This window comes from Arthrobacter sp. 3Tela_A (assembly GCF_049311025.1).
GTDB lineage: Bacteria > Actinomycetota > Actinomycetes > Actinomycetales > Micrococcaceae > Arthrobacter_B.
Genome location: NZ_JAXIOM010000069.1, coordinates 1 through 19788 on the forward strand (window position 1 = coordinate 1; position 19788 = coordinate 19788).

The following is a 19788-nucleotide window of genomic DNA, read 5'->3' on the forward strand; positions in this document are numbered from 1 at the left end:
CACCCACGGGGTGGGCAGGACAGCCAATTCAACCAATCAATAAATAATCGGTATCAATAAACTTGGCACACTATTGAGTTCTCAAACAACAGGCACATCCGGCCTACTCAGAAAAACCATTCCCAACCGGGAACTTTCTTTTCTTTTCGCACCGCTGTGGTGTTTTACCAGCATATTCCATCCGGGCCGTTTTAGCAATTCGGCGAATTCCGAAGAATTCCAACCAAACCGGCTATTCCAGCCCATCCGGTCCACGCCAAAGCATCCGGATTTACCCGGTTGATTGGAGTGGGTTTTTGTTTCCGTTCCGGCCTCAACGGCTCGGCGGCAACTCACTCAACTTTACACATCCTCTGAGCCCTGCGCAACTCGGCAGGTCTGTGATCTCCTGCACGGGCTTGCGGGCGCCGATGCTGCGCCTGCAACGCGTTCCGGCGAACCGGCACCGCGTATTGGCGCAGTTCCATTTTAGGGAACACCGTCCACCCCAGTGCAAGCTGGGAACGCGTGGGTGTGCTCACACCCGCCGGGCGTTAGCCACGGACTCGGAGATACTCCAGTTGAGCAGCCACAGAGAGTTCGGCGGCGGCACGCACCGACGCAGGGACATCGGCATAGACGGCGTTGGCTACCTGCTCAACCGTGGCGTCCTCCCCCAGCAGTCCAAGCACGCCGCGGATCTGCGCCAGCCGCTCGTCGCGGTGGTCGCGGTACGTCAGCACTACGGATTCGAGGTTCTCGAGATCAGGGCCGTGGGCCGGCAGCACTGTGGCCGGCCCGAGCCTGCCCAGTTTGTCCAGACTTTCCATAAAGTCCTGCAGGGTTCCGTCCGGGTAGTCCAGGACGGTGGTTCCCCGGCCCAGGATGGTGTCTCCGGTAAGGACCGAGCCGTTGGGGCCGTCCGCACGAAGGAGGAAGCACACCGAATCGGAGGTGTGTCCCGGAGTGGCCAGTACCTGGATCTCCACTCCTCCGGCTGAGATGACTTCCCCATCCTGCAGGGGTGCCCCGCCGAAACAGAAAGCAGGATCCGCCGCACGCACAGGCGCGCCGGTCAGCTGGTGGAAGCGCTTGGCCCCTTCGGTGTGATCGGGGTGCCGGTGGGTAATCAGCACCAGCTCCACTTTCCCCGCCGATGCCAGGGCACCAAGGTGTTCTTCGTCTGCGGGCCCGGGATCAACGATGACACACGGACCGCCCTCAGCCGCTGCGAGGATGTAGCTCTTGGTCCCGTCCAGACTCATCGGACCGGGGTTATCGGCCAGCCGGTACCGGGCCAGCGGGGTACTGCTGACTATCCGGCCCGGTGCCGGCTGCGCCGATTCGCTCATGCTCTCCCCTACGCCAGACGGGTCAGCCAGCCGCGGGTATCCTCCACCGCGCCGGTCTGGATTCCCAGCAGTTCACGCCGGATGGACATGGTCACTTCGCCCGCGGCTGCTTCCGGGGACCCGATGGTCTCGGTTTCGGACTTTAGTTCGCCAACGGGGGTGATGACGGCGGCGGTACCGCAGGCAAAGACCTCGGTGATGTCTCCGGAGGCAACGCCGTCGCGCCACTCATCCAGGGTGATCTTGCGTTCTTCGACCGTCAGGCCGCGGTCGCGGCCCAGTTGGAGCACGGAGTTGCGGGTGACGCCGCGCAGGATGGTTCCGGTGAGCGCCGGAGTGACAAGGCGGCCGTCCTTGAAGACGAAGAAGACGTTCATGCCGCCAAGTTCTTCCACCGCGTTGTCATTGGACTCATCCAGGAACAGGACCTGCTTGCAGCCGTTTGCTTCGCCTTCCATCTGCGCGATCAGGGAAGCCGCGTAGTTGCCGCCGCACTTGGCTTCGCCGGTGCCGCCGCGGCCTGCTCGTGCGTACTTGGTGGAGAGCCAGATGGAAACCGGCTTCAGTTCCCCTCCGAAGTAGTTGCCCGCGGGCGAGGCGATGACGCGGTAGGACACTTCCTGTGCCGGACGCACGCCCAGGAATGCTTCGGTGGCGATCATAAACGGGCGCAGGTAAAGGGACTCTCCGTCACCGGAGGGAACCCAGTCCCGGTCGACGGCGACGAGCCGGCGCAGCGATTCCAGGAACAGTTCCTCCGGCAGTTCCGGCAGCGCAAGGCGGCGTGCCGAGGCATTCAGGCGGGCAGCGTTCGCTTCCGGGCGGAAGGTCCAGATGGAGCCGTCTTCATGCCGGTAAGCCTTCAGTCCTTCGAAGATCTCCTGGCCGTAGTGCAGCACGGAGGCTGCGGGATCCATGGCTATGGGCCCGTAGGGCTCAATGCGCGCGTTCTCCCAAATGCCCTGCCCCGTTTCCGTGACGCGGTAGTCAATGACGGCGGTGTGGTCCGTGAAGTGGTTTCCAAAGCCCGGGTCAGCCAGGATCGCGGCGCGTTCCTGTTCCGACTTCGGCTGGGCGGATAGCTTCTGGGTGAATTCCAGAGCGCTGACAGACATTATTCCTCCACGGTGAACGGCGCGGCCGTCGTTCGTCTTCCTATTGATCGGGTCACTGTTGAGCTTATGACACAGCCGCGGCGATCGCATCGCCGATTTCGGTGGTGGTGCGCGTGTTTCCTGCCCGGGATGCGACGTCGGCTTCCACGGCACCCTCCACGCGGGCGGCTTCTTCTGTGAAGCCCAGGTGCGCCAGCAGCAGTGCTGCCGAGAGGATCGCTGCGGTGGGATCAGCCTTCTGCTGACCTGCAATATCCGGCGCGGAACCGTGAACCGGCTCGAACATGGACGGGTAGGTTCCCTCCATGTTGATGTTGCCGGAGGCTGCCAGACCGATTCCGCCGGTGACAGCGGCGGCCAGGTCAGTGATGATGTCTCCGAAGAGGTTGTCAGTCACAATGACGTCGAACCGGGACGGGTCGGTGGTGAGGAAGATCGTCGCCGCGTCGACGTGCAGGTAATCCACCTCGACGCCGGGGAAGTCAACAGCCACGGACTCGACCGTCCGCTTCCAGAGGCTTCCTGCGTAGACCAGCACGTTGTGCTTGTGGACCAGCGTCAGCTTCTTGCGCGGCCGTTCGCTGGCACGGCGGAACGCATCCCGCACCACGCGTTCGACGCCGTGGGCGGTATTGAGCGAAACCTCAGTGGCGATTTCATGCGGGGTTCCGGTCCGCAGGGATCCGCCATTACCGACGTACGGCCCTTCGGTTCCCTCCCGGACCACGATGAAATCTATATCTCCAGGATTGGCCAGAGGGCTGGCAACTCCGGGGTAGAGCTTGGACGGACGCAGGTTGACGTAGTGGTCCAGGCTGAAGCGCAGCTTGAGCAGCATCTCGCGCTCGATCAGTCCGGAAGGCATCTTGGTGTCCCCGGGCGCAGCACCTACGGCGCCGAAAAGGATCGCGTCGTGCTGTTTGAGGGCTTCGAGCGTTTCATCCGGGAGCGTCTCGCCGGTGCGGAGCCAGTGCTCGGCACCGAGCTGGTACTCGGTCAGGTCGAACTGCGCAGCACCTGACGCCGTTACGGCCTGGAGAACCTTGACGGCCTCAGCAGTGACTTCGGGGCCGATTCCGTCTCCGGGGATGACGGCCAGGGAAATAACCTTCGACGCTTCTTCGCTCATGCTCCAATTCTAGGAAGGGTGTCCAGATAGCGGTCAACACGTATCACATATTGAGACGCCCGACGGCGGCTAGGCCCGGTGCGCGATGATGGCACCGCCGGTGGCCGGGGCGGACAGCGGACCGCCCGGAGTTCAGACCAGGGCATGACGCGCGGATGCAGGAACGGCCCTAAAGTTGTTGTCCATGCTGCTGCACCAACGCCTCTATGCCTGGACCCAGGCCAACCCGTTCAAGGTTGACCTGGCCGGCGCCCTGCTGGCAATCCTGTTCTTAGCGTTGCCGTTTCTGCTGATGGGCGTCGGCGAAGGGCTGATCGAGTTCTTCCTCTCCCTCGCAATCTGCCTGCCGCTGGCCTGGCGGCGCACCCGGCCGGTTCCCGCCGCGGCAGTGATGGCCGCGGCCTGCCTGATCCAGCTCCCCTTGGTTCCGGAGACAGGGCTGCCGGCAGATGTCTTGGTCCTGGTGATGGTGCACGCACTGGCTGCCTACGCCCCGCGCTGGGCGAGCCTGGGCGGGCTGGCGCTCGCGCTGACCGGCGGAATCCTGATGATCTTCAAGTATGTGGCTCTTCCTTCCCTCCAGAGCTTTGCTTTCGCTCCGCCGAGAGGGGTGATTGGCTTCTGGTTTATCGCCCTCGTTGCCGTCGAGGCCGTGGTCCTGGTGTGCTGGACCTTCGGCGATCTGGCCCGCACGCGCCGCCTGGCCATGGAGTCCCTCCGCGACCGGGCCCGCCGGCTGGAGGTTGAAAGGCAGCAGGAGCGGGATCTGGCTGCGGCTGACGAGCGCACCCATATTGCCCGCGAAATGCACGACATCGTGGCGCACTCGCTCTCGGTGATCATTACCCAGGCCGACGGCGCCAGGTATGCGAGCGCCCAGGACCCGGAAATTGCGACGGCTACCCTCGGCACTATCGCCGAGACGGGCCGGGGATCTTTGCGGGAAATGCGTCGCCTGCTCGGCGTCCTGCGCGGCGACGACGGCGCCTCCACCCGTCCGCTGCCTTCGCTCGCGGACATCGGCGATCTGGTGGAGGGGGTCAAGCGCGCGGGACTGGATGTTCAGGTGATCACGGCCGGGACGATGCGCCGGGCCCTGCCCGCGGGCGCCGAGCTCACCGCATACCGTGTGGTGCAGGAGGCCTTGACCAACGTACTGAAGCACGCCGGGCCCAGTGCCGCGGCAAAGGTAGAACTGAACTGGACTCCCCGCGGACTGGATATCACGGTGACCGACGACGGGCGCGGCGCAGGTGCCGACCCGGCAGGATCCGGTAAAACTGGCGGCGGCGCCCGCACTCCAGGTGCGGGCCAGGGCATCGTCGGCATGAAGGAACGCGTGGCGCTCTACGATGGAACTCTGGAAGCCGCCCCCGCTTCCGGCGGAGGATTCCGCGTCGCCGCATTCATTCCCTACACGGAGGCCTAACGCATGACCACCTTCTCCCCCGGCTCTCCCGGGGAGACCGATACTGCTGCACCTATTCGGGTAGCGCTGGTTGATGACCAGCAGCTAGTCCGCGGCGGGTTCAAGATGCTGATCAACTCCCAGCCGGACCTCACGGTGGTGGCGGAAGCGGGCAACGGAGCCGACGCCGTGCGCGAGCTCTCCCGCGTGCCCGCAGACGTGGTGCTTATGGACGTTCGTATGCCCGGTATGGACGGAATTGAAGCGACAGCCCGGATCCTCGAGAACGCCGGCTCCCGCGAGACGGAGGTCAAGGTAGTGGTGCTGACTACCTTCGACCTCGACGAATACGCCCTCTCCGCCATCCGCGCAGGCGCCAGCGGCTTCCTGCTCAAGGACGCCCCGCCCGAGGAACTGCTTGAGGCCATCCGCACCGTGTACCGCGGCGACGCGGTGATCGCGCCGTCGACCACCCGGCGGCTGCTGGACCATGTTGCCCCCATGCTGCGCGAGCCCACCCCTGAGGTCAGCCGGCATGCCGCGAGCGTGGAGACCCTCACCCCCCGCGAGCGTGAGGTCTTCGCCCTCATCGCCGGCGGGCTCTCCAACCCTGAGATCGCCGCGAAGCTCTTCCTCTCCGAGGCGACGGTTAAAACCCATGTTGGGCACATCCTGGCCAAGCTTGGCGCACGCGACCGGGTACAGGCTGTTGTGATCGCCTATGAGACGGGTATCGTCACGCCGTAAACCCCGGAGGTTCCCATGGCGTCTGTCGACGATGTCCGTTCCCGCTGCCTCGCCCTTCCGGGTGTCACCGAACGGCTGAGCTGGCAGCAGCCGGCCTGGTTTGCCCGCTCGCTGATGGCCCGGATGTGGGATGACGGCGTACTGACCGTCAAGACGGAGGAGCGAGAAGGTCTGGCCGGAACAGACCCCGAAACGTTCTTCTGGACCGCGCACCACGACCGCTCTCCCCTGCTGGTCCTGGTCCGCTTGGACAAGCTGGACGCGGACGAACTCCAGGAGCTGCTGCTGGAGTCCTACCGGATAGCCGGCCCGGTTCCACCCACGGGATGAGACGGGGCCCGGGACAACCCGCCTCTGACCCGATGCGGCGGACTTGGTGCCGCGGATAGCGTTGAAGGCATGACAACCCTTACTGAGCACTCCGCTGTGCCGGGCCCCGGCAGTTCCACTGCTGCCGCCGCCGCACAGGCCCTGAACAAGACCTACGGAAAAGGCGACACCGCAGTCCACGCGCTCCGGGACGTAGATGTCCGCTTCGAGACCGGCAGCTTCACCGCAATCATGGGTCCGTCCGGCTCGGGCAAATCCACCCTGATGCACTGCCTGGCCGGCCTGGATACCGCAGACTCCGGCAACATCTGGATCGGCGGCACGGAGATCACCGGTCTCAAGGACGCTGAGATCACCAAGCTCCGCCGGGACAGCGTCGGCTTCGTGTTTCAGTCCTTCAACCTGGTTCCCACGCTCACCGCGGAACAGAACATCACGCTCCCTGTCTCCCTGGCCAACGGCAAGGTGGATAACGCCTGGCTGCAGGAAATCACCCGCACCCTCGGTCTGGAAGGCCGTCTGAACCACCGCCCGCACGAGCTCTCCGGCGGACAGCAGCAGCGCGTCGCCGTCGCCCGCGCCCTCCTGACCCGGCCGCACGTGATCTTCGGCGACGAGCCCACGGGCAATCTCGATTCCCGCTCCGGTGCCGAGGTGCTCTCCCTGCTGCGCCGCTCCTCCCGCGAAATGGGACAGAGCATCATCATGGTCACCCACGATCCCGTGGCCGCCTCCTACGCAGACCGCGTGGTCCTGATGAACGACGGCGCCCTGGTGGGCGAGCTTTCCTCCCCCACCCCCGAGTGCGTGCTGGCAGCCCTGACGAAGCTGGGGGCATAGCGGTGTTGCAGGTAGCCCTGGCGCAGGTGCGCCTCAACGCACGCCGCTTCGTCGCCGTCGGCGTGGCCGTAATGATCGCCGTCGGCTTCCTCACCGCCACCCTGATCATCAACGCTTCCTCAAAGGCCTCGCTCACCCAGAGTGTGGGACAGAGCTTCCGCAACGCGGATCTGGTGCTTTCGGCCGGTTACGACGATGAGGCTAAGGACTGGGCAATCCTCGACGAACAGACCGCTGACATCGCCCGCAGCATGGACGGCGTGGAAGACACCTACACGGTGCTCGCCGCCTCCGTGGCGGTCCGGGACGGCCGCGGAAGCTCATACGCTGTCCTGGCCAATCTCCCTGCCAATGATTCCCTGCTCCCGGTGGACGTGGTGAAGGGCAGCCTTCCGGCAGCCGCCGGCGAGGTGGCCATCGACGAACAGACCGCCGAGCGCCGGGGAATAACCGTAGGGTCACTGCTGCCCGTGGTATCGGCGGAGGACCTGGAGGGCACTGAAACCCCCCTCACCGTCACTGCCCTGGTTGAAGCCTCTTCCGATCCGCGATCGATGGGCACCGCCCAGCTCTACGCAACCGAAGAGACCACCGCGCCCTTCACCAGCATGGAGTTCGGCTTTGGATCTATCCAGCTCGCGCTGGCAGAGGGCGCGTCTGTGACAGCCGTCCAGGCTGCCCTGACGCAGGCACTCAGCGACGCCGGTATCAAGGCCGTGACGGTACGCACTGTGGAGGAGGAGACCACCGAACTCATGGCCGGCTTCACCGGCGGGCAGGACAGCCTGACCGTCATCCTCCTCGCTTTCGCGGCCGTCGCACTCCTGGTCTGTGCCCTCGTAGTCTCCAACACCTTCTCCGTGCTGGTGGCCCAGCGCACCCGGGAGCTCGCTCTGCTGCGGTGCATCGGCGCCGGCCGGTCACAGATCCGCCGTTCCGTGCTTGTCGAAGCCCTGCTGGTGGGCATCGTGTCCTCAATCGTCGGCGTGCTTGCGGCAGTTGGCCTGGTGGGCGGAATCGTGGCGTACCTCCAGACCCTGCCGGAAAGCGGCTTCGCCACCCTTGACGTTCCGTCGCTGGCCGTCGCGGCAGGTATTGCGGCAGGCGTGGTCCTCACTGTCCTCGCCGCACTGGTGCCGGCCCGTGCGGCGACTGCCGTCGCACCTCTGGCAGCCCTGCGCCCTGCCGATGATGTCCGTGCAGGCACCCGGAAGGGACGCCTCAGGCTTATCGCCGGCCTGGTGCTGACTGCCGTCGGTGCTGCTCTGCTGGGCTTCGGGGCCTCCGACGGGGACCTGCTCATCGCCCTCCCGGGCGGAATCCTCAGCTTCCTCGGCATCCTGATGTGCTCCACGCTCTTCATTCCGCCGCTGGTCCGGGCGGTGGGCTACCTCGCCGCCCCGCTTGGGGTTCCGGGCAAACTGGCTGCGGTAAACGCCGTGCGAAACCCGCAGCGGACGTCGGCCACATCATCTGCCCTGCTCATCGGCGTCACCCTGGTCGTCATGATGATGACAGGCGCCGCCACCGCCCGAAGCGCATTCGATGACACCCTCGCCGGCAAGTTCCCCGTGGACGTCACCGTCCGCGGAGCCATCCCCGTCGAGCAGCCGCTGACCGAAAAGGACGCAACTGCAGCGGCGGCGGTCGAGAATGTGGATCATGCCGCTTTCCTCCCGGTCGCAGGCCTGATCGACAGGGACGGAGAAGAAGTTCCGGTCTACACCCTCGATTCGGCTGACAGCCCGGTCCTGCAGGACGCTTCCATGGTCCCCGTGGCCGGCACCATCATGATGCCGCAGGGAACCAAGGCGGAAACCGTCACCGTGCGGGGAGCCGAAAGGGACGTGGAACTGAACGTCGTGACTTCCGAGAGCCGGTCCTTCTCGGCCCTGGTCTCCACCGAAACCGCCCGGATGCTGGGAGGCGTACCCGCGGAGCAGGCTCCGGAACAGTTCCGGGCACAGCCGCTCCTGTGGATCGCCACCGCCGACGGCCTGAACACGTCGGCAATCATGGAACTCCAGTCGGCCCTTTCCGAAGCCCTGAACGTTGAGGATTACCAGATCACCGGCGCCGCCATTGAACGCGCAGCGTTTGAACAGGTGATCGACGTGCTGCTGATGGTGGTTACGGGACTGCTGGGCGTCGCCGTCGTCATTGCCCTGGTGGGCGTGGCCAACACCCTCTCCCTCTCCGTTCTGGAACGGACCCGGGAATCCTCGCTGCTGCGGGCCCTCGGCCTGACCAAGGGCCAGCTGCGCGGCATGCTGGCACTGGAAGCGGTGCTGATTGCCGGTGTAGCCGCCTTGTTCGGGATCGCTCTCGGAGCGGTGTACGGCTGGCTGGGCGCCCAGTCCGCACTCGGTTCCTTCGCTGATGTGGTCCCGGCCCTGCCGTGGGCGCAGCTGGGCGGAGTGCTGGCCGTAGCGCTGGTAGCCGGTTTGGGAGCGTCACTGCTGCCGGCGCGCAGGGCAGCACGCCTCTCCCCCGTTGCCGGGCTGGCCGCAGACTAAAAGCGGGGCGGACAAAGCGCGGGGCGGCATCCCTTGGATGCCCGCCTCGCGCTTTTTGCGTCTGATCTGCAAAGATACAAAGCATACTGATAACCGTGACGGCGGTTTTCCGCCGAACCAGGAGCAGAGAAGGAGCCCGCAATGCCGCAGACAGAAACCGGCCGCAAGCCCCGCCATGAGTCGCTGGCCGCTTATCTCGATGACCACCTGCTGGGAGCGGAGACCGGTGTACGGCTTTTCAAGGCAGCGCGGGAAACCTGGCAGGGCACCGAGTATGAGAGCGTGTTCGCGGACCTGGTCCAGCAGATCTCCGACGAACGCGACGAACTGGAGACCCTGATCCTGGCTTTGGGCTACCGGCGCAGCCGGGTCAAGAAGGCCCTGGCGCTGGCGGGAGCGGCCGGCGGAAGGCTGGGTCCCATCAATCCGCTGAGTACGGGCAAAGGCACCACCGGGCAGCTGGAACTGGAGACGCTGCAGTCAATCGTCCGGGCAAAAGAGTGCCTGTACCGGACCCTGCTGGTGCTCTCCGCCCACGACCACCGGTTCCACGCCCCGCGGATCCGTGAACTGCTCAAGCTGGCTCAGGACCAGCAGGACGCCGTCGCGAAGGTCATGGAGGAAACCGTTCCCGCCCGTTTCCTCACCTAGCCCTCCGTTTCACCGAAATAGCAGAAACTGCACGTACCAGCGCTGGTACGTGCAGTTTCTGTTATCTGGATTGGGTTACTCTGCCGGCTCTTCGTATTTCGGGAAGATCGGCGCCGGGGCGGGCAGGTCAGTGCCCGGAACCAGGGGGGTGCCCAGCGCCGCGAAGGTGCGCGCATCGCCGTCGGGCTGGCCCAGCACATCCAGCAGCTTGCCGGCGCTGGCCGGCATGACCGGCTGGATGAGGATGGCGACGATCCGCAGCACTTCCAGCGTCACGTACAGCACGGTGTTCATACGCTCGACGTCGGTCTTCCGCAGCACCCACGGCGCCTGCTCCGCGAAGTAGGCGTTGGTATCGCCCAGCACCTTCCAGGTCGCTTCGAGAGCACCGTGGAAATCCTGCACGTCGTAGGCTTCGCGGGAGACCTGCAGCAGCTTCCCGGCAGCTTCGAGCAGCGCCTTGTCTTCGGCGGTGAACTCGCCCGGCTGCGGGACAACGCCGGCGCAGTTCTTGGCCACCATGGAGAGGGAACGCTGGGCGAGGTTGCCCAGGTTGTTGGCGAGGTCCGAGTTCATCCGGCCCACCACGGCGTCGTGGTTGTACGAGCCGTCGGCACCAAAGGGCACCTCGCGCAGCAGGAAGAACCGGACTGAATCCAGCCCGTACTGGTCAGCCCAGTCCTTGGGCGCCACCACGTTGCCCAGGGACTTGGACATCTTCACGCCCTTGTTGTGCAGGAAGCCGTGGATCATGATCCGCCTGGGCAGCTCCAGCTTCGCGGACATCAGGAACGCCGGCCAGAAGATCGCGTGGAAGCGGGAGATGTCCTTGCCAATGACGTGGACGTCGGCAGGCCAGTACTTCCTGAAGGTTTCGCTTTCGGTATCGGGGAAGCCGACGCCGGTGAGGTAGTTGGTCAGCGCGTCCACCCACACATACATCACGTGGTCCGGGTTGCCGGGAACCGGAACACCCCAGTCGAAGGTGGTGCGGGAGATCGAAAGGTCCTCAAGCCCGCCCTTGACGAAGCTGATGACCTCGTTGAAGCGGGAACGCGGCGCAGCAAAGTCCGGCTGGGATTCGTACAGGGCCAGGAGCTTGTCCTGGTAGGCGGAGAGCCGGAAGAAGTAGCTTTCCTCCTCGGTCCAGGTCACTTCGGTGTCGGTTTCCTTGGAGTACCGCACGCCGTCTTCGCGGACTTCGGTCTCGTCCTCGCTGTAGTACGCCTCGTCGCGAACGGAGTACCAGCCGGCGTACTTGGAGAGGTAGATGTCGCCGTTCTCCTCCATGCGCTTCCAGATGGCCTGGGCTGCGGCATAGTGGTCGGCGTCAGTGGTGCGGATAAAACGGTCATAGGAGGTGCCCATGTCCGCTTCCATCTGCTTGAAGGCAGCGGAGTTGCGGTCCGCCAGCTCCTTGGCCGTGATGCCTTCCTTATCCGCGGACTGCTGCATCTTCAGCCCGTGCTCGTCCGTACCCGTCATGAAGAAAACGTCGTAACCGTCCAGCCGCTTGAAGCGGGCCATCGCGTCGGTGGCGATGTGCTCATAGGCGTGCCCGATGTGCGGTTGGCCGTTGGGGTAGGAGATGGCTGTGGTGATGTAGAACGGGGTCTTGGAGTCGGTTGAAGTCACACTAGAAAATTACCCTGTTTCGGCAGGGCTTGTCGCTTCGGGCCAGGCTTCACCCCGACCCGAAGCAACGTGCGTCACTGTGCGTCGCGCTCCAGCACCGAAGTGAGCACCGGGGAGGTGGCCGCCAGTCCGGCACGAATCAGGAAAATGCCCACCACGACGGATCCGGCCAGGAAACCCATGGCCACCGGATTGAAGAGGATGGCTGCACCAACGACGGGGAAGAGCAGCACGGCTGACACACCCGCCGATGCGGCGCTGACGAGCACCACGGGCTGCATCACCGCACCGGTGCGCGCCGCCTCGATAACTTCACGGGGCATGCCCATCCGATGCAGGCTCCGGTACAGCTCAGCCCGGTCCAGGACCGTCGCTGCCTGGTTGATGCCGGCCGAACAGGCCACCATCAGGAACCCGGCGATGACGGTAATGACAACTCCTGTCATCACGTCCTGGAGCAGGAAGTCTTCCGGCCCCTCGGCCTGTGCCGTCTGCAGCAGTGCAGCTCCGGCACCGGCAACAACGGCAGTGAAACAGACCATTGAGAGTGCGCTGACCTGCCGCCAGGCGGCCTTCGGCGCATCCAGCACGATGCGGGCCGCGAGCAGTGCCTGCGGGGTGGCCGCCCGCCGCAGGCGCCGCTTCGCCGAAACAGTTACCAGCCACGGCCCCACCAGGTTCAGTACAGCGAGGCCTCCCGCAAAGGCGCCGAACAGGACGGCCAGCGCAAGCGCCGCTGCACCGACCGGGGTCAGCAACGCTGCCACGCAGAGCACCACGATGAGCACCGCGATGCCTGCACGTGACCAGTGGACCTTCTGCGCATCTGTACGGGTGCGCACACCCAGCGGCGAAATGACGACGCGGCGGAGGCTGATCACCGAGCTGACCACCGCAAGGGCCACGACGGCAGCAACGCCCACGACGGCGGCTGCCGGATGCAGCCAGTAGGCACTGCCTAGAGGAGCTCCGCGGAAATGGATCAGCTGTACGAACGGGGCGGACACGACGTAGCCCAGTACACCGGCGAGGGCACCGGCCAGAGCCTGTGCCGCGGCTTCCAGGACGGTTACCTGCCGGACGGTCCGGGCAGTGGCACCGAGCAGGCGCAGGGTGGAGAGGTGCTCGTCCCGGCGGCGGGCTGACAGCCGTGCAGCTGAACCGCCCAACGTCAGCAGCGGAAGGACCAGCAGGATCAGGGCGAAGGCGGCGAGCAGCAGGTACAGGTTTCCCTCGTCGTCTCCCCACTGCGTGAAGGACAGTGCGCCGGCCAGAACAGTAAGCAGCAGCATCGTGACCACGGCGAAAGACGCAGCGGGCAACAGAGCCGCAGCAGATCCGGTGGTACCCGGCCGGTTCAGCAGCCACGTCAGCCGCAGCGGAACCGTCCACGGAGAGGAATCCACGGCCCGCCCCAAGGCGGCCGTAGCGCTCATCGGACAACACCTGCGGTGTCGGCGACGATCCGCCCGTCGGCCAGGGTGACCACACGGCTGCACCAGCGCGCGACCTCGGGATCATGGGTGACCACTACCAGGGCGCGTCCGGTCCCTGCCACTGACTGCAGCAGCAGTGCCATCACATCCGCCGAGGTCCGTGAATCCAGCGCCCCGGTCGGTTCATCTGCGAACAGCACCCGCGCCCCGTTTACCTGGGCACGGGCGATTGCCACCCGCTGTGCCTGGCCGCCGGAAAGTTCACCGATCCGGCGCCCTTCCATCCCGGCCAGGCCCAGCGCAGCGAGGGCGGCGGCAGCCTGCTGCTCGGCAACCGGCCGCGCTGTGCCGTTGAGCATCAGGGCCAAGGCGACGTTCTCTCCGGCCGTCAGCTCGGGGATCAGCAGTCCCTGCTGGAACACGAACCCAAATTCGGTGCGGCGCAGCGCCGACCTCGCTGCGTCATCCAGTGAGGTGATCTCTGCCGGCGCATCGGAACCGGCGCTGAGGAGCCTGACGCTGCCGGTGTCAGGCAGGATGATGCCCGCCAGGCAGTGCAGCAGCGTGGTCTTTCCTGAACCGGAGGCGCCCATGACGGCGGTGGCTTCGCCGGGCCTCACCTCGAGGCTGACACCGGTCAGCGCCGGGGAATTTCCGTAGGACTTGGTCAGGTTGGCGGCCGCAAGCAGGGGCGCGCCGGGCAGGGATGCATTCATGATTCCCATCCTGTCCCGGAGCTGTCCCCCGGCACATCAGCTCCGGGCCTGAACCCTGGCCGTATGGCGTCGTACCGCGGGTGGAGGGAACGAACGCCTGCAGTGCTTCTGCAGACGCAGAAGAGGCCGGCACCAAAAAGCGACCGGCCGCTTCTGTGCGGGGGCAGACTAGTCCTGCAGGTCCACCTCACGTGCCACGGTTGCGCCGATGGCTTCGCGGACGGTTTCCAGGACGTCCTGCGGCACGGAGGAATCCACCGTGAGCAGGGACAGGGCCTGGCCGCCCTCGGAGTTGCGGGCAACCTGCATGCCGGCAATGTTGATGTCCGCTTCGCCCAGGATGCGGCCCAGGGCGCCGATGACGCCGGGACGGTCCTGGTAGAGCAGCACCAGCAGGTGCTCGCTGATCGGGATTTCGAGGTCGTAGCCGTTGACGCCGACCAGCTTCTGGATCTGCTTGGGGCCGGTCAGCGTGCCGGCAACCTCAAGCTGCGTGCCGTCGGAGAGCGCGCCCCGGATGGTCAGCAGGTTCCGGTAATCGTCGACGTCGGGCGTGGTGATCAGGCGGACGGCGATCCCGCGCTGCTCAGCCAGCACCGGAGCGTTCACGTAGGAAACCTGCTCCGAGACGATGTCGGTGAAGATGCCCTTCAGCGCGGCAAGTTCCAGGGCCTTCACATCCAGGGATGCGATTTCGCCGGCAACCTCAATGTCGATGGCCGTCATTGAATCGTGTGCCAGGGCAGTGAAGATCCGGCCCAGCTTCTCGATCAGCGGGATGCCCGGGCGGACGTCCTCGGCGATGACGCCGCCGGCGACGTTCACGGCGTCGGGCACCAGTTCCCCGGCCAGGGCCAGGCGGACCGACTTGGCGACGGAGATGCCGGCCTTTTCCTGTGCTTCGTCGGTGGAGGCACCCAGGTGCGGGGTGACAATGACGTTGTCCAGGGCGAAGAACGGCAGGTCGGTGCTCGGTTCCTTCACGAAGACATCCACGCCGGCGCCGGCGATCTTGCCTTCGGTCAGCGCGGTGTACAGGGCGTCTTCATCCACGAGGCCGCCGCGGGCGACGTTGACGACGTAGGCGGTGTCCTTCATCTTCTCGAACGCCTCGGCGCCGAGCATGCCGAGGGTCTCCGGAGTCTTGGGCATGTGGATGGTCACGAAGTCGGACTGTTCCAGCAGCTCATCCAGGGTGACCAGCTTGACGTTCAGCTGGGCTGCACGGGCGGAAGTGATGTACGGGTCGTAGGCCAGGACCTCGGTGCCGAAGCCCTGGACGCGAGCTGCCACGAGGGCGCCGATGCGGCCCAGGCCGATGATGCCGACCTTCTTTTCGAACAGCTCGGTGCCGGTGTACTTGGAGCGCTTCCATTCCCCGCCCTTGAGGGCGCTGGAGGCCTGCGGAATGTGCCGGGCCAGGGAGAGGATGTGGCCGACGGTCAGTTCGGCTGCGGAGATGATGTTCGACGTCGGGGCGTTGACCACCATGACGCCGGCCTGTGTGGCGGAGCGGATATCCACGTTGTCCAGGCCCACGCCTGCGCGGGCGATGACCTTGAGGTTCTTGGCAGCCGCAATTGCTTCGGCATCCACCTGGGTGGCGGAGCGCACCAGGATCGCGTCGACATCCGCGATGGCGGAGAGCAGCTGGGAACGGTCCGCGCCGTCGGTCTGGCGGATCTCAAAATCGGGGCCAAGGGCCTCGACCGTGGCCGGGGAGAGTTCCTCCGCGAGAAGTACTACTGGTTTGGTGGCAGTCACCGATGACCTCTTTAGCTGTGTGTCGATGTGGTTTTGGGTATTTCACGCCGAAGGCCGGACCCCATGCAGGGCCCGGCCTCCTTACCGAAACGGCTTGCTTTTCAAGCGTAGCGCCGCGGTTCCGGACACGAACAATCCGTGTCTTTGTTACTGGCGGATTAACGGGCGACGGAGCCTTCGGTGTAATCGTCGTCGGACTTGATCCAGGAGAAGAGCTTGCGCAGTTCGCGGCCGGTGGCCTCGATCGAGTGGTCCTCACCCTTCTGGCGCAGTTCCTTGAACTCCGGTGCGCCGGCATCCTGGTCATCGATGAAGCGCTTGGCGAAGGCACCGTTCTGGATGTCCGCGAGGACAGCCTTCATGTTTTCCTTCACCTCGGGAGTGATGACGCGCGGGCCGGAGACGTAGTCGCCGTACTCAGCGGTGTCGGAGACGCTCCAGCGCTGCTTGGCGATGCCGCCTTCAACCATCAGGTCAACGATCAGCTTCAGCTCGTGCAGCACCTCGAAGTAAGCGACCTCCGGCTTGTAGCCGGCTTCGGTCAGGGTTTCGAAGCCGTACTGGATCAGCTGGGAAGCGCCGCCGCAGAGGACAGCCTGCTCGCCGAAGAGGTCGGTTTCGGTCTCTTCGGTGAAGGTGGTCTCGATGACGCCTGCACGGGTGCCGCCAATGGCCTTGGCGTAGGACAGCGCCAGGTCCTTGGCCTTGCCCGAGGCATCCTGCTCGACGGCGATCAGGTCGGGAACACCGCGGCCTGCTTCGAATTCGCGGCGGACAATGTGGCCCGGACCCTTCGGAGCAACCAGTGCAACGTCAACGTCGGCCGGCGGCTGGATGTAGCCGTAGCGGATGTTGAAGCCGTGACCGAAGAAGAGAGCGTCGCCGGACTTCAGGTTCGGGGCGATTTCTTCGGCATAGACGAAGCGCTGGACCTGGTCCGGGGTGAGGACCATGATCAGGTCGGCTTCGGCAACGGCGTCGGCAACGCTGAGTACCTTCAGGCCTTCGGCTTCGGCCTTGGCGCGGGACTTGGAGCCTTCCTTGAGGCCAACGCGGACATCGACACCGGAATCGCGCAGGCTCAGGGCGTGTGCATGGCCCTGGCTGCCGTAGCCGATGACGGCGACTTTGCGTCCCTGGATGATCGACAGGTCTGCGTCGTCGTCGTAATACATGTCAGTCACTGAAATATCTCCTGTTTGGGTTCTTGGATAAAGGTTTGGGGGGTGGAACTAGGCGCTGCGCAGCGCGCGGTCGGACATCGACTTTGCGCCGCGGCCGACGGCCAGGGTTCCGGATTGAACAATTTCGCGGATGCCAAAGGGCTCCAGCACTGAGAGCAGTGCGTTGAGCTTATCGGCGGTGCCAGTTGCCTCAACGATCAGGGAGTCTGTGGACACATCTACCACTGAAGCACGGAACAGCTCGGCTGCCTGGGTTACCTGCAGCCGGGTTGCGGCATCCGCGCGAACCTTGACCAAGATGTGGTCGCGTTGCACGGAAGACTCGGGAACAAGTTCGACAATCTTGATGACGTTGACGAGCTTGTTCAGTTGCTTGGTGACCTGCTCCAGCAGGTCACCTTCGGCCTCGACAACCACGGTGATACGGGAAAGACCCGCAACCTCCGACGGTCCGACAGCCAAAGAATTGATGTTGAACGCCCGGCGGGCGAACAGGGACGCAACCCGGGTCAGGACACCGGGAACGTCTTCTACCAGCACGGAAAGGGTGTGGCGTGCCATGTCCCTATTCCTCCTCTTCCCAGGTGGGTGTCATGTTGCGGGCGATCTGGATGAGGTCGTTGCTCACTCCGGAGGGAACCATCGGCCACACCATGGAGTCGCGGCTGACCACGAAGTCGATGACGACGGGACGGTCATTGATGGACAGCGCCTTCTCGATCGTCGCGTCGATGTCCTCTTCGCGGTCGCAGCGCAGGCCCACACAGCCGTAGGCATCGGCGAGTTTGACGAAGTCCGGAACCCGCACCGTGTCATGGCCGGTGTTCAGGTCCGTGTTGGAGTAGCGGGACTCGTAGAACAGGGTCTGCCACTGGCGGACCATACCCAGGGAGGAGTTGTTGATGATGGCTACCTTGATCGGAATGTTGTTGATCAGGCAGGTGGCCAGCTCCTGGTTCGTCATCTGGAAGCAGCCGTCGCCGTCGATCGCCCAGACCACCCGGTCCGGGTTGCCGACCTTGGCGCCCATGGCCGCCGGGACCGAGTAGCCCATGGTGCCCAGGCCGCCGGAGTTCAGCCAGGCGCGGGGACGCTCGTAGTTGATGAACTGGGCCGACCACATCTGGTGCTGGCCCACGCCCGCTACGTAGACGCCCTCCGGACCGGTCAGCTCGCCGATCCGCTTGATCACGTTCTGCGGCGCGATCTGGCCGTCTTCAGGTTCGGTCCAGCCCGTGGGGTAGGTTTCCCGCAGACGGTTCAGGACTGCCCACCAGGCCGAGATGTCCGGCGTGCCGGTGGACTCGAACTGGCTGCGGACAGCTTCGGTGAGTTCGGGAATGATTTCCTTGACGGATCCGACGATCGGTACGTCGGCGGTGCGGTTCTTGGAGATCTCCGCCGGGTCGATGTCCGCGTGGATGACCTTGGCGCCGGGTGCGAAGGATGAAAGCACACCGGTGACGCGGTCGTCGAAGCGGGCGCCGAGCGTGATGAGCAGGTCGGACTGCTGCAGTGCGGTGACCGCCGAGACGGAGCCGTGCATGCCGGGCATGCCAACGTGCTGGTCATGGGAATCAGGGAACACGCCGCGGGCCATCAGCGTAGTGACCACGGGCGCGCCCACTGCTTCGGCCAGCTCCAGCAGTTCCGCTGAGGCATCGGCCTTCAGCACGCCGCCGCCCACGTAGAACACCGGGCGCTGGGAGGCTGCAATCAGCCGGGCTGCCTCACGGACCTGCTTGGAGTGTCCGCGCACCACGGTGCGGTAGCCGGGCAGGTCGATCTTCGGCGGCCAGGAGAAGGTCGTCTTGGCCTGCTGCGCATCCTTGGTAATGTCCACCAGGACCGGGCCGGGGCGGCCGCTGGTCGCGATGTGGAAAGCCTCCGCGAGAACCCGGGGAATCTCGTCGGCGTTGGTGACCAGGTAGGAGTGCTTGGTGATCGGCATGGTGATGCCGACGATGTCCGCTTCCTGGAATGCGTCGGAGCCGATCACGGAGCTGTTGACCTGCCCGGTGATGGCAACCATGGGAACGGAGTCCATGTGCGCGTCGGCAATGGCGGTCACCAGGTTGGTGGCGCCGGGGCCCGACGTCGCAATGCAGACACCTGCACGGCCGGTGACCATGGCGTAGCCTTCGGCCGCGTGGCCGGCGCCCTGTTCGTGCCGGACCAGGATGTGCCGCAGCTTGGTGGAATCCATCAGCGGGTCATAGGTCGGCAGGATCGCTCCGCCGGGAAGACCGAAGACGTCTTCGACTCCGAGCTCTTCCAGCGAGCGGACGATGGCCTGCGAACCGGTCATCTCGGTCGGCGGCACGATGTTGTTCGGGCCCTGGACGCGGGTGTCCATGGCTTCAGCCAGGTTGACAGATAAAGCTGCATCTTTGTTCTTTGACGGCACGGTGCGGCCCGGGCCTGTCTTGTGTGCCATCAGCGACGGGCTGGCTGGCGATCCCTTACTCATCGGAAACTTCCTTTGCGGATACATATCCATTTAGTTCTGATGCGGCGTACCGCCCGGAAGGTAAGCCCGGAGCGGTCTCTGTGCTTTCTGAAGCCAATAAAAAAACCCCTCGTGCCTGTTGGCTCCGTAGGGGTCCGCGCGTGACGTCTTTTTCAAGTCGGGCTGTTACGCCACGCGCTTGCTAAGGACGACGGTTACGATCTGCATAAAGATCAGTGTTCCCCTCCTCCGGTTACGGTGTCAACCAGAGGGTGATGCGTCTCATTATATGGACTTTCCAGTCCGCTGTGTGGACACCACGCATTCCCTGCCGCGGGAGCGGGTACGTGCGCCTTCCCGTTTGCTGCGGCAGACTCCTCCAGCTCAAGACGCGTGCGCAGGAGGTGGTGTAAGCCCGACCGCCAAAGGCGGCAGGGCTTAATAAGGCCTCAACGCCTTGGGGCGCCGCGGGGGGGGGGGGGGGGCGGGCCGGGGGGGGGGGGGGGGGGGGGGGGGGGGGCGGCGGCCCGCGGGGGG

General features: G+C 65.1%; 16 protein-coding genes. 6 read left to right on the forward strand and 10 right to left on the reverse strand.

Translation table 11 applies throughout. The annotated features are described in order from the left end of the window. Positions 1-533: 533 nt before the first annotated feature. The 3 genes from TVC13_RS15965 to TVC13_RS15975 form a co-directional block, all read right to left on the reverse strand. The gene (locus TVC13_RS15965; RefSeq protein ID WP_422402142.1) at positions 534-1331 is read right to left on the reverse strand and encodes an MBL fold metallo-hydrolase; all 798 of its coding nucleotides are present in this window, start codon (positions 1329-1331) and stop codon (positions 534-536) included. A gap of 8 nt (positions 1332-1339) precedes the next feature. Beyond that, on the reverse strand, positions 1340-2446 hold the full coding sequence (locus TVC13_RS15970; RefSeq protein WP_422402143.1) for a branched-chain amino acid aminotransferase: 1107 nt from the start codon (positions 2444-2446) through the stop codon (positions 1340-1342). A 64-nt stretch (positions 2447-2510) separates the two neighbouring features. Continuing rightward, positions 2511-3575, reverse strand: coding sequence for a 3-isopropylmalate dehydrogenase (locus TVC13_RS15975; RefSeq protein WP_422402144.1), 1065 nt, complete (start codon positions 3573-3575; stop codon positions 2511-2513). A gap of 184 nt (positions 3576-3759) precedes the next feature. Between TVC13_RS15975 and TVC13_RS15980 the strand changes: the two genes are divergently transcribed. The 6 genes from TVC13_RS15980 to TVC13_RS16005 all read left to right on the forward strand — a co-directional run bounded on the left by TVC13_RS15980 (position 3760) and on the right by TVC13_RS16005 (position 10067). Next, complete coding sequence (locus TVC13_RS15980) at positions 3760-5004, forward strand: sensor histidine kinase (RefSeq protein ID WP_422402145.1); 1245 nt, start codon at positions 3760-3762, stop codon at positions 5002-5004. Positions 5005-5007: 3 nt separating this feature from the next. Next, positions 5008-5730 carry a response regulator gene (locus TVC13_RS15985; protein WP_422402146.1) on the forward strand — a complete coding sequence of 241 codons (723 nt, stop codon included), beginning with the start codon at positions 5008-5010 and terminating at the stop codon, positions 5728-5730. Positions 5731-5745: 15 nt separating this feature from the next. Beyond that, positions 5746-6060 carry an MmcQ/YjbR family DNA-binding protein gene (locus TVC13_RS15990; RefSeq protein WP_422402147.1) on the forward strand — a complete coding sequence of 105 codons (315 nt, stop codon included), beginning with the start codon at positions 5746-5748 and terminating at the stop codon, positions 6058-6060. Positions 6061-6129: 69 nt separating this feature from the next. Continuing rightward, positions 6130-6900 (forward strand): ABC transporter ATP-binding protein, encoded by a 771-nt coding sequence (locus TVC13_RS15995; protein ID WP_422402148.1) that lies wholly within the window; start codon positions 6130-6132, stop codon positions 6898-6900. A 2-nt stretch (positions 6901-6902) separates the two neighbouring features. Further along, positions 6903-9416 (forward strand): ABC transporter permease, encoded by a 2514-nt coding sequence (locus tag TVC13_RS16000; RefSeq protein WP_422402149.1) that lies wholly within the window; start codon positions 6903-6905, stop codon positions 9414-9416. 141 nt (positions 9417-9557) lie between these two features. Further along, positions 9558-10067 carry a hypothetical protein gene (locus TVC13_RS16005; RefSeq protein ID WP_422402150.1) on the forward strand — a complete coding sequence of 170 codons (510 nt, stop codon included), beginning with the start codon at positions 9558-9560 and terminating at the stop codon, positions 10065-10067. 75 nt (positions 10068-10142) lie between these two features. Here TVC13_RS16005 and metG read toward each other — a convergent pair whose 3' ends face one another. From metG to TVC13_RS16040, 7 genes are all read right to left on the reverse strand, one after another. Then, positions 10143-11702, reverse strand: coding sequence for a methionine--tRNA ligase (metG, locus tag TVC13_RS16010; RefSeq protein ID WP_422402151.1), 1560 nt, complete (start codon positions 11700-11702; stop codon positions 10143-10145). A gap of 74 nt (positions 11703-11776) precedes the next feature. Beyond that, entirely contained in the window at positions 11777-13138 is a 1362-nt protein-coding gene (locus TVC13_RS16015; protein WP_422402152.1) for an FtsX-like permease family protein, read from the reverse strand. After that, positions 13135-13854 carry an ABC transporter ATP-binding protein gene (locus TVC13_RS16020; RefSeq protein ID WP_422402153.1) on the reverse strand — a complete coding sequence of 240 codons (720 nt, stop codon included), beginning with the start codon at positions 13852-13854 and terminating at the stop codon, positions 13135-13137. Before TVC13_RS16020 ends, TVC13_RS16015 begins: the two co-directional genes overlap by 4 nt. Before the next feature lie 168 nt (positions 13855-14022). Then, positions 14023-15618 (reverse strand): phosphoglycerate dehydrogenase, encoded by a 1596-nt coding sequence (serA, locus tag TVC13_RS16025; protein WP_422402154.1) that lies wholly within the window; start codon positions 15616-15618, stop codon positions 14023-14025. 158 nt (positions 15619-15776) lie between these two features. Further along, positions 15777-16802: a ketol-acid reductoisomerase gene (gene ilvC, locus TVC13_RS16030; RefSeq protein ID WP_152227120.1), complete on the reverse strand. Its 1026-nt coding sequence runs from the start codon at positions 16800-16802 to the stop codon at positions 15777-15779. 48 nt (positions 16803-16850) lie between these two features. Continuing rightward, positions 16851-17363 (reverse strand): acetolactate synthase small subunit, encoded by a 513-nt coding sequence (ilvN, locus tag TVC13_RS16035; RefSeq protein WP_055239688.1) that lies wholly within the window; start codon positions 17361-17363, stop codon positions 16851-16853. Between the two features lie 4 nt (positions 17364-17367). Continuing rightward, on the reverse strand, positions 17368-19272 hold the full coding sequence (locus tag TVC13_RS16040) for an acetolactate synthase large subunit (protein WP_422402155.1): 1905 nt from the start codon (positions 19270-19272) through the stop codon (positions 17368-17370). Positions 19273-19788 lie beyond the last annotated feature (516 nt).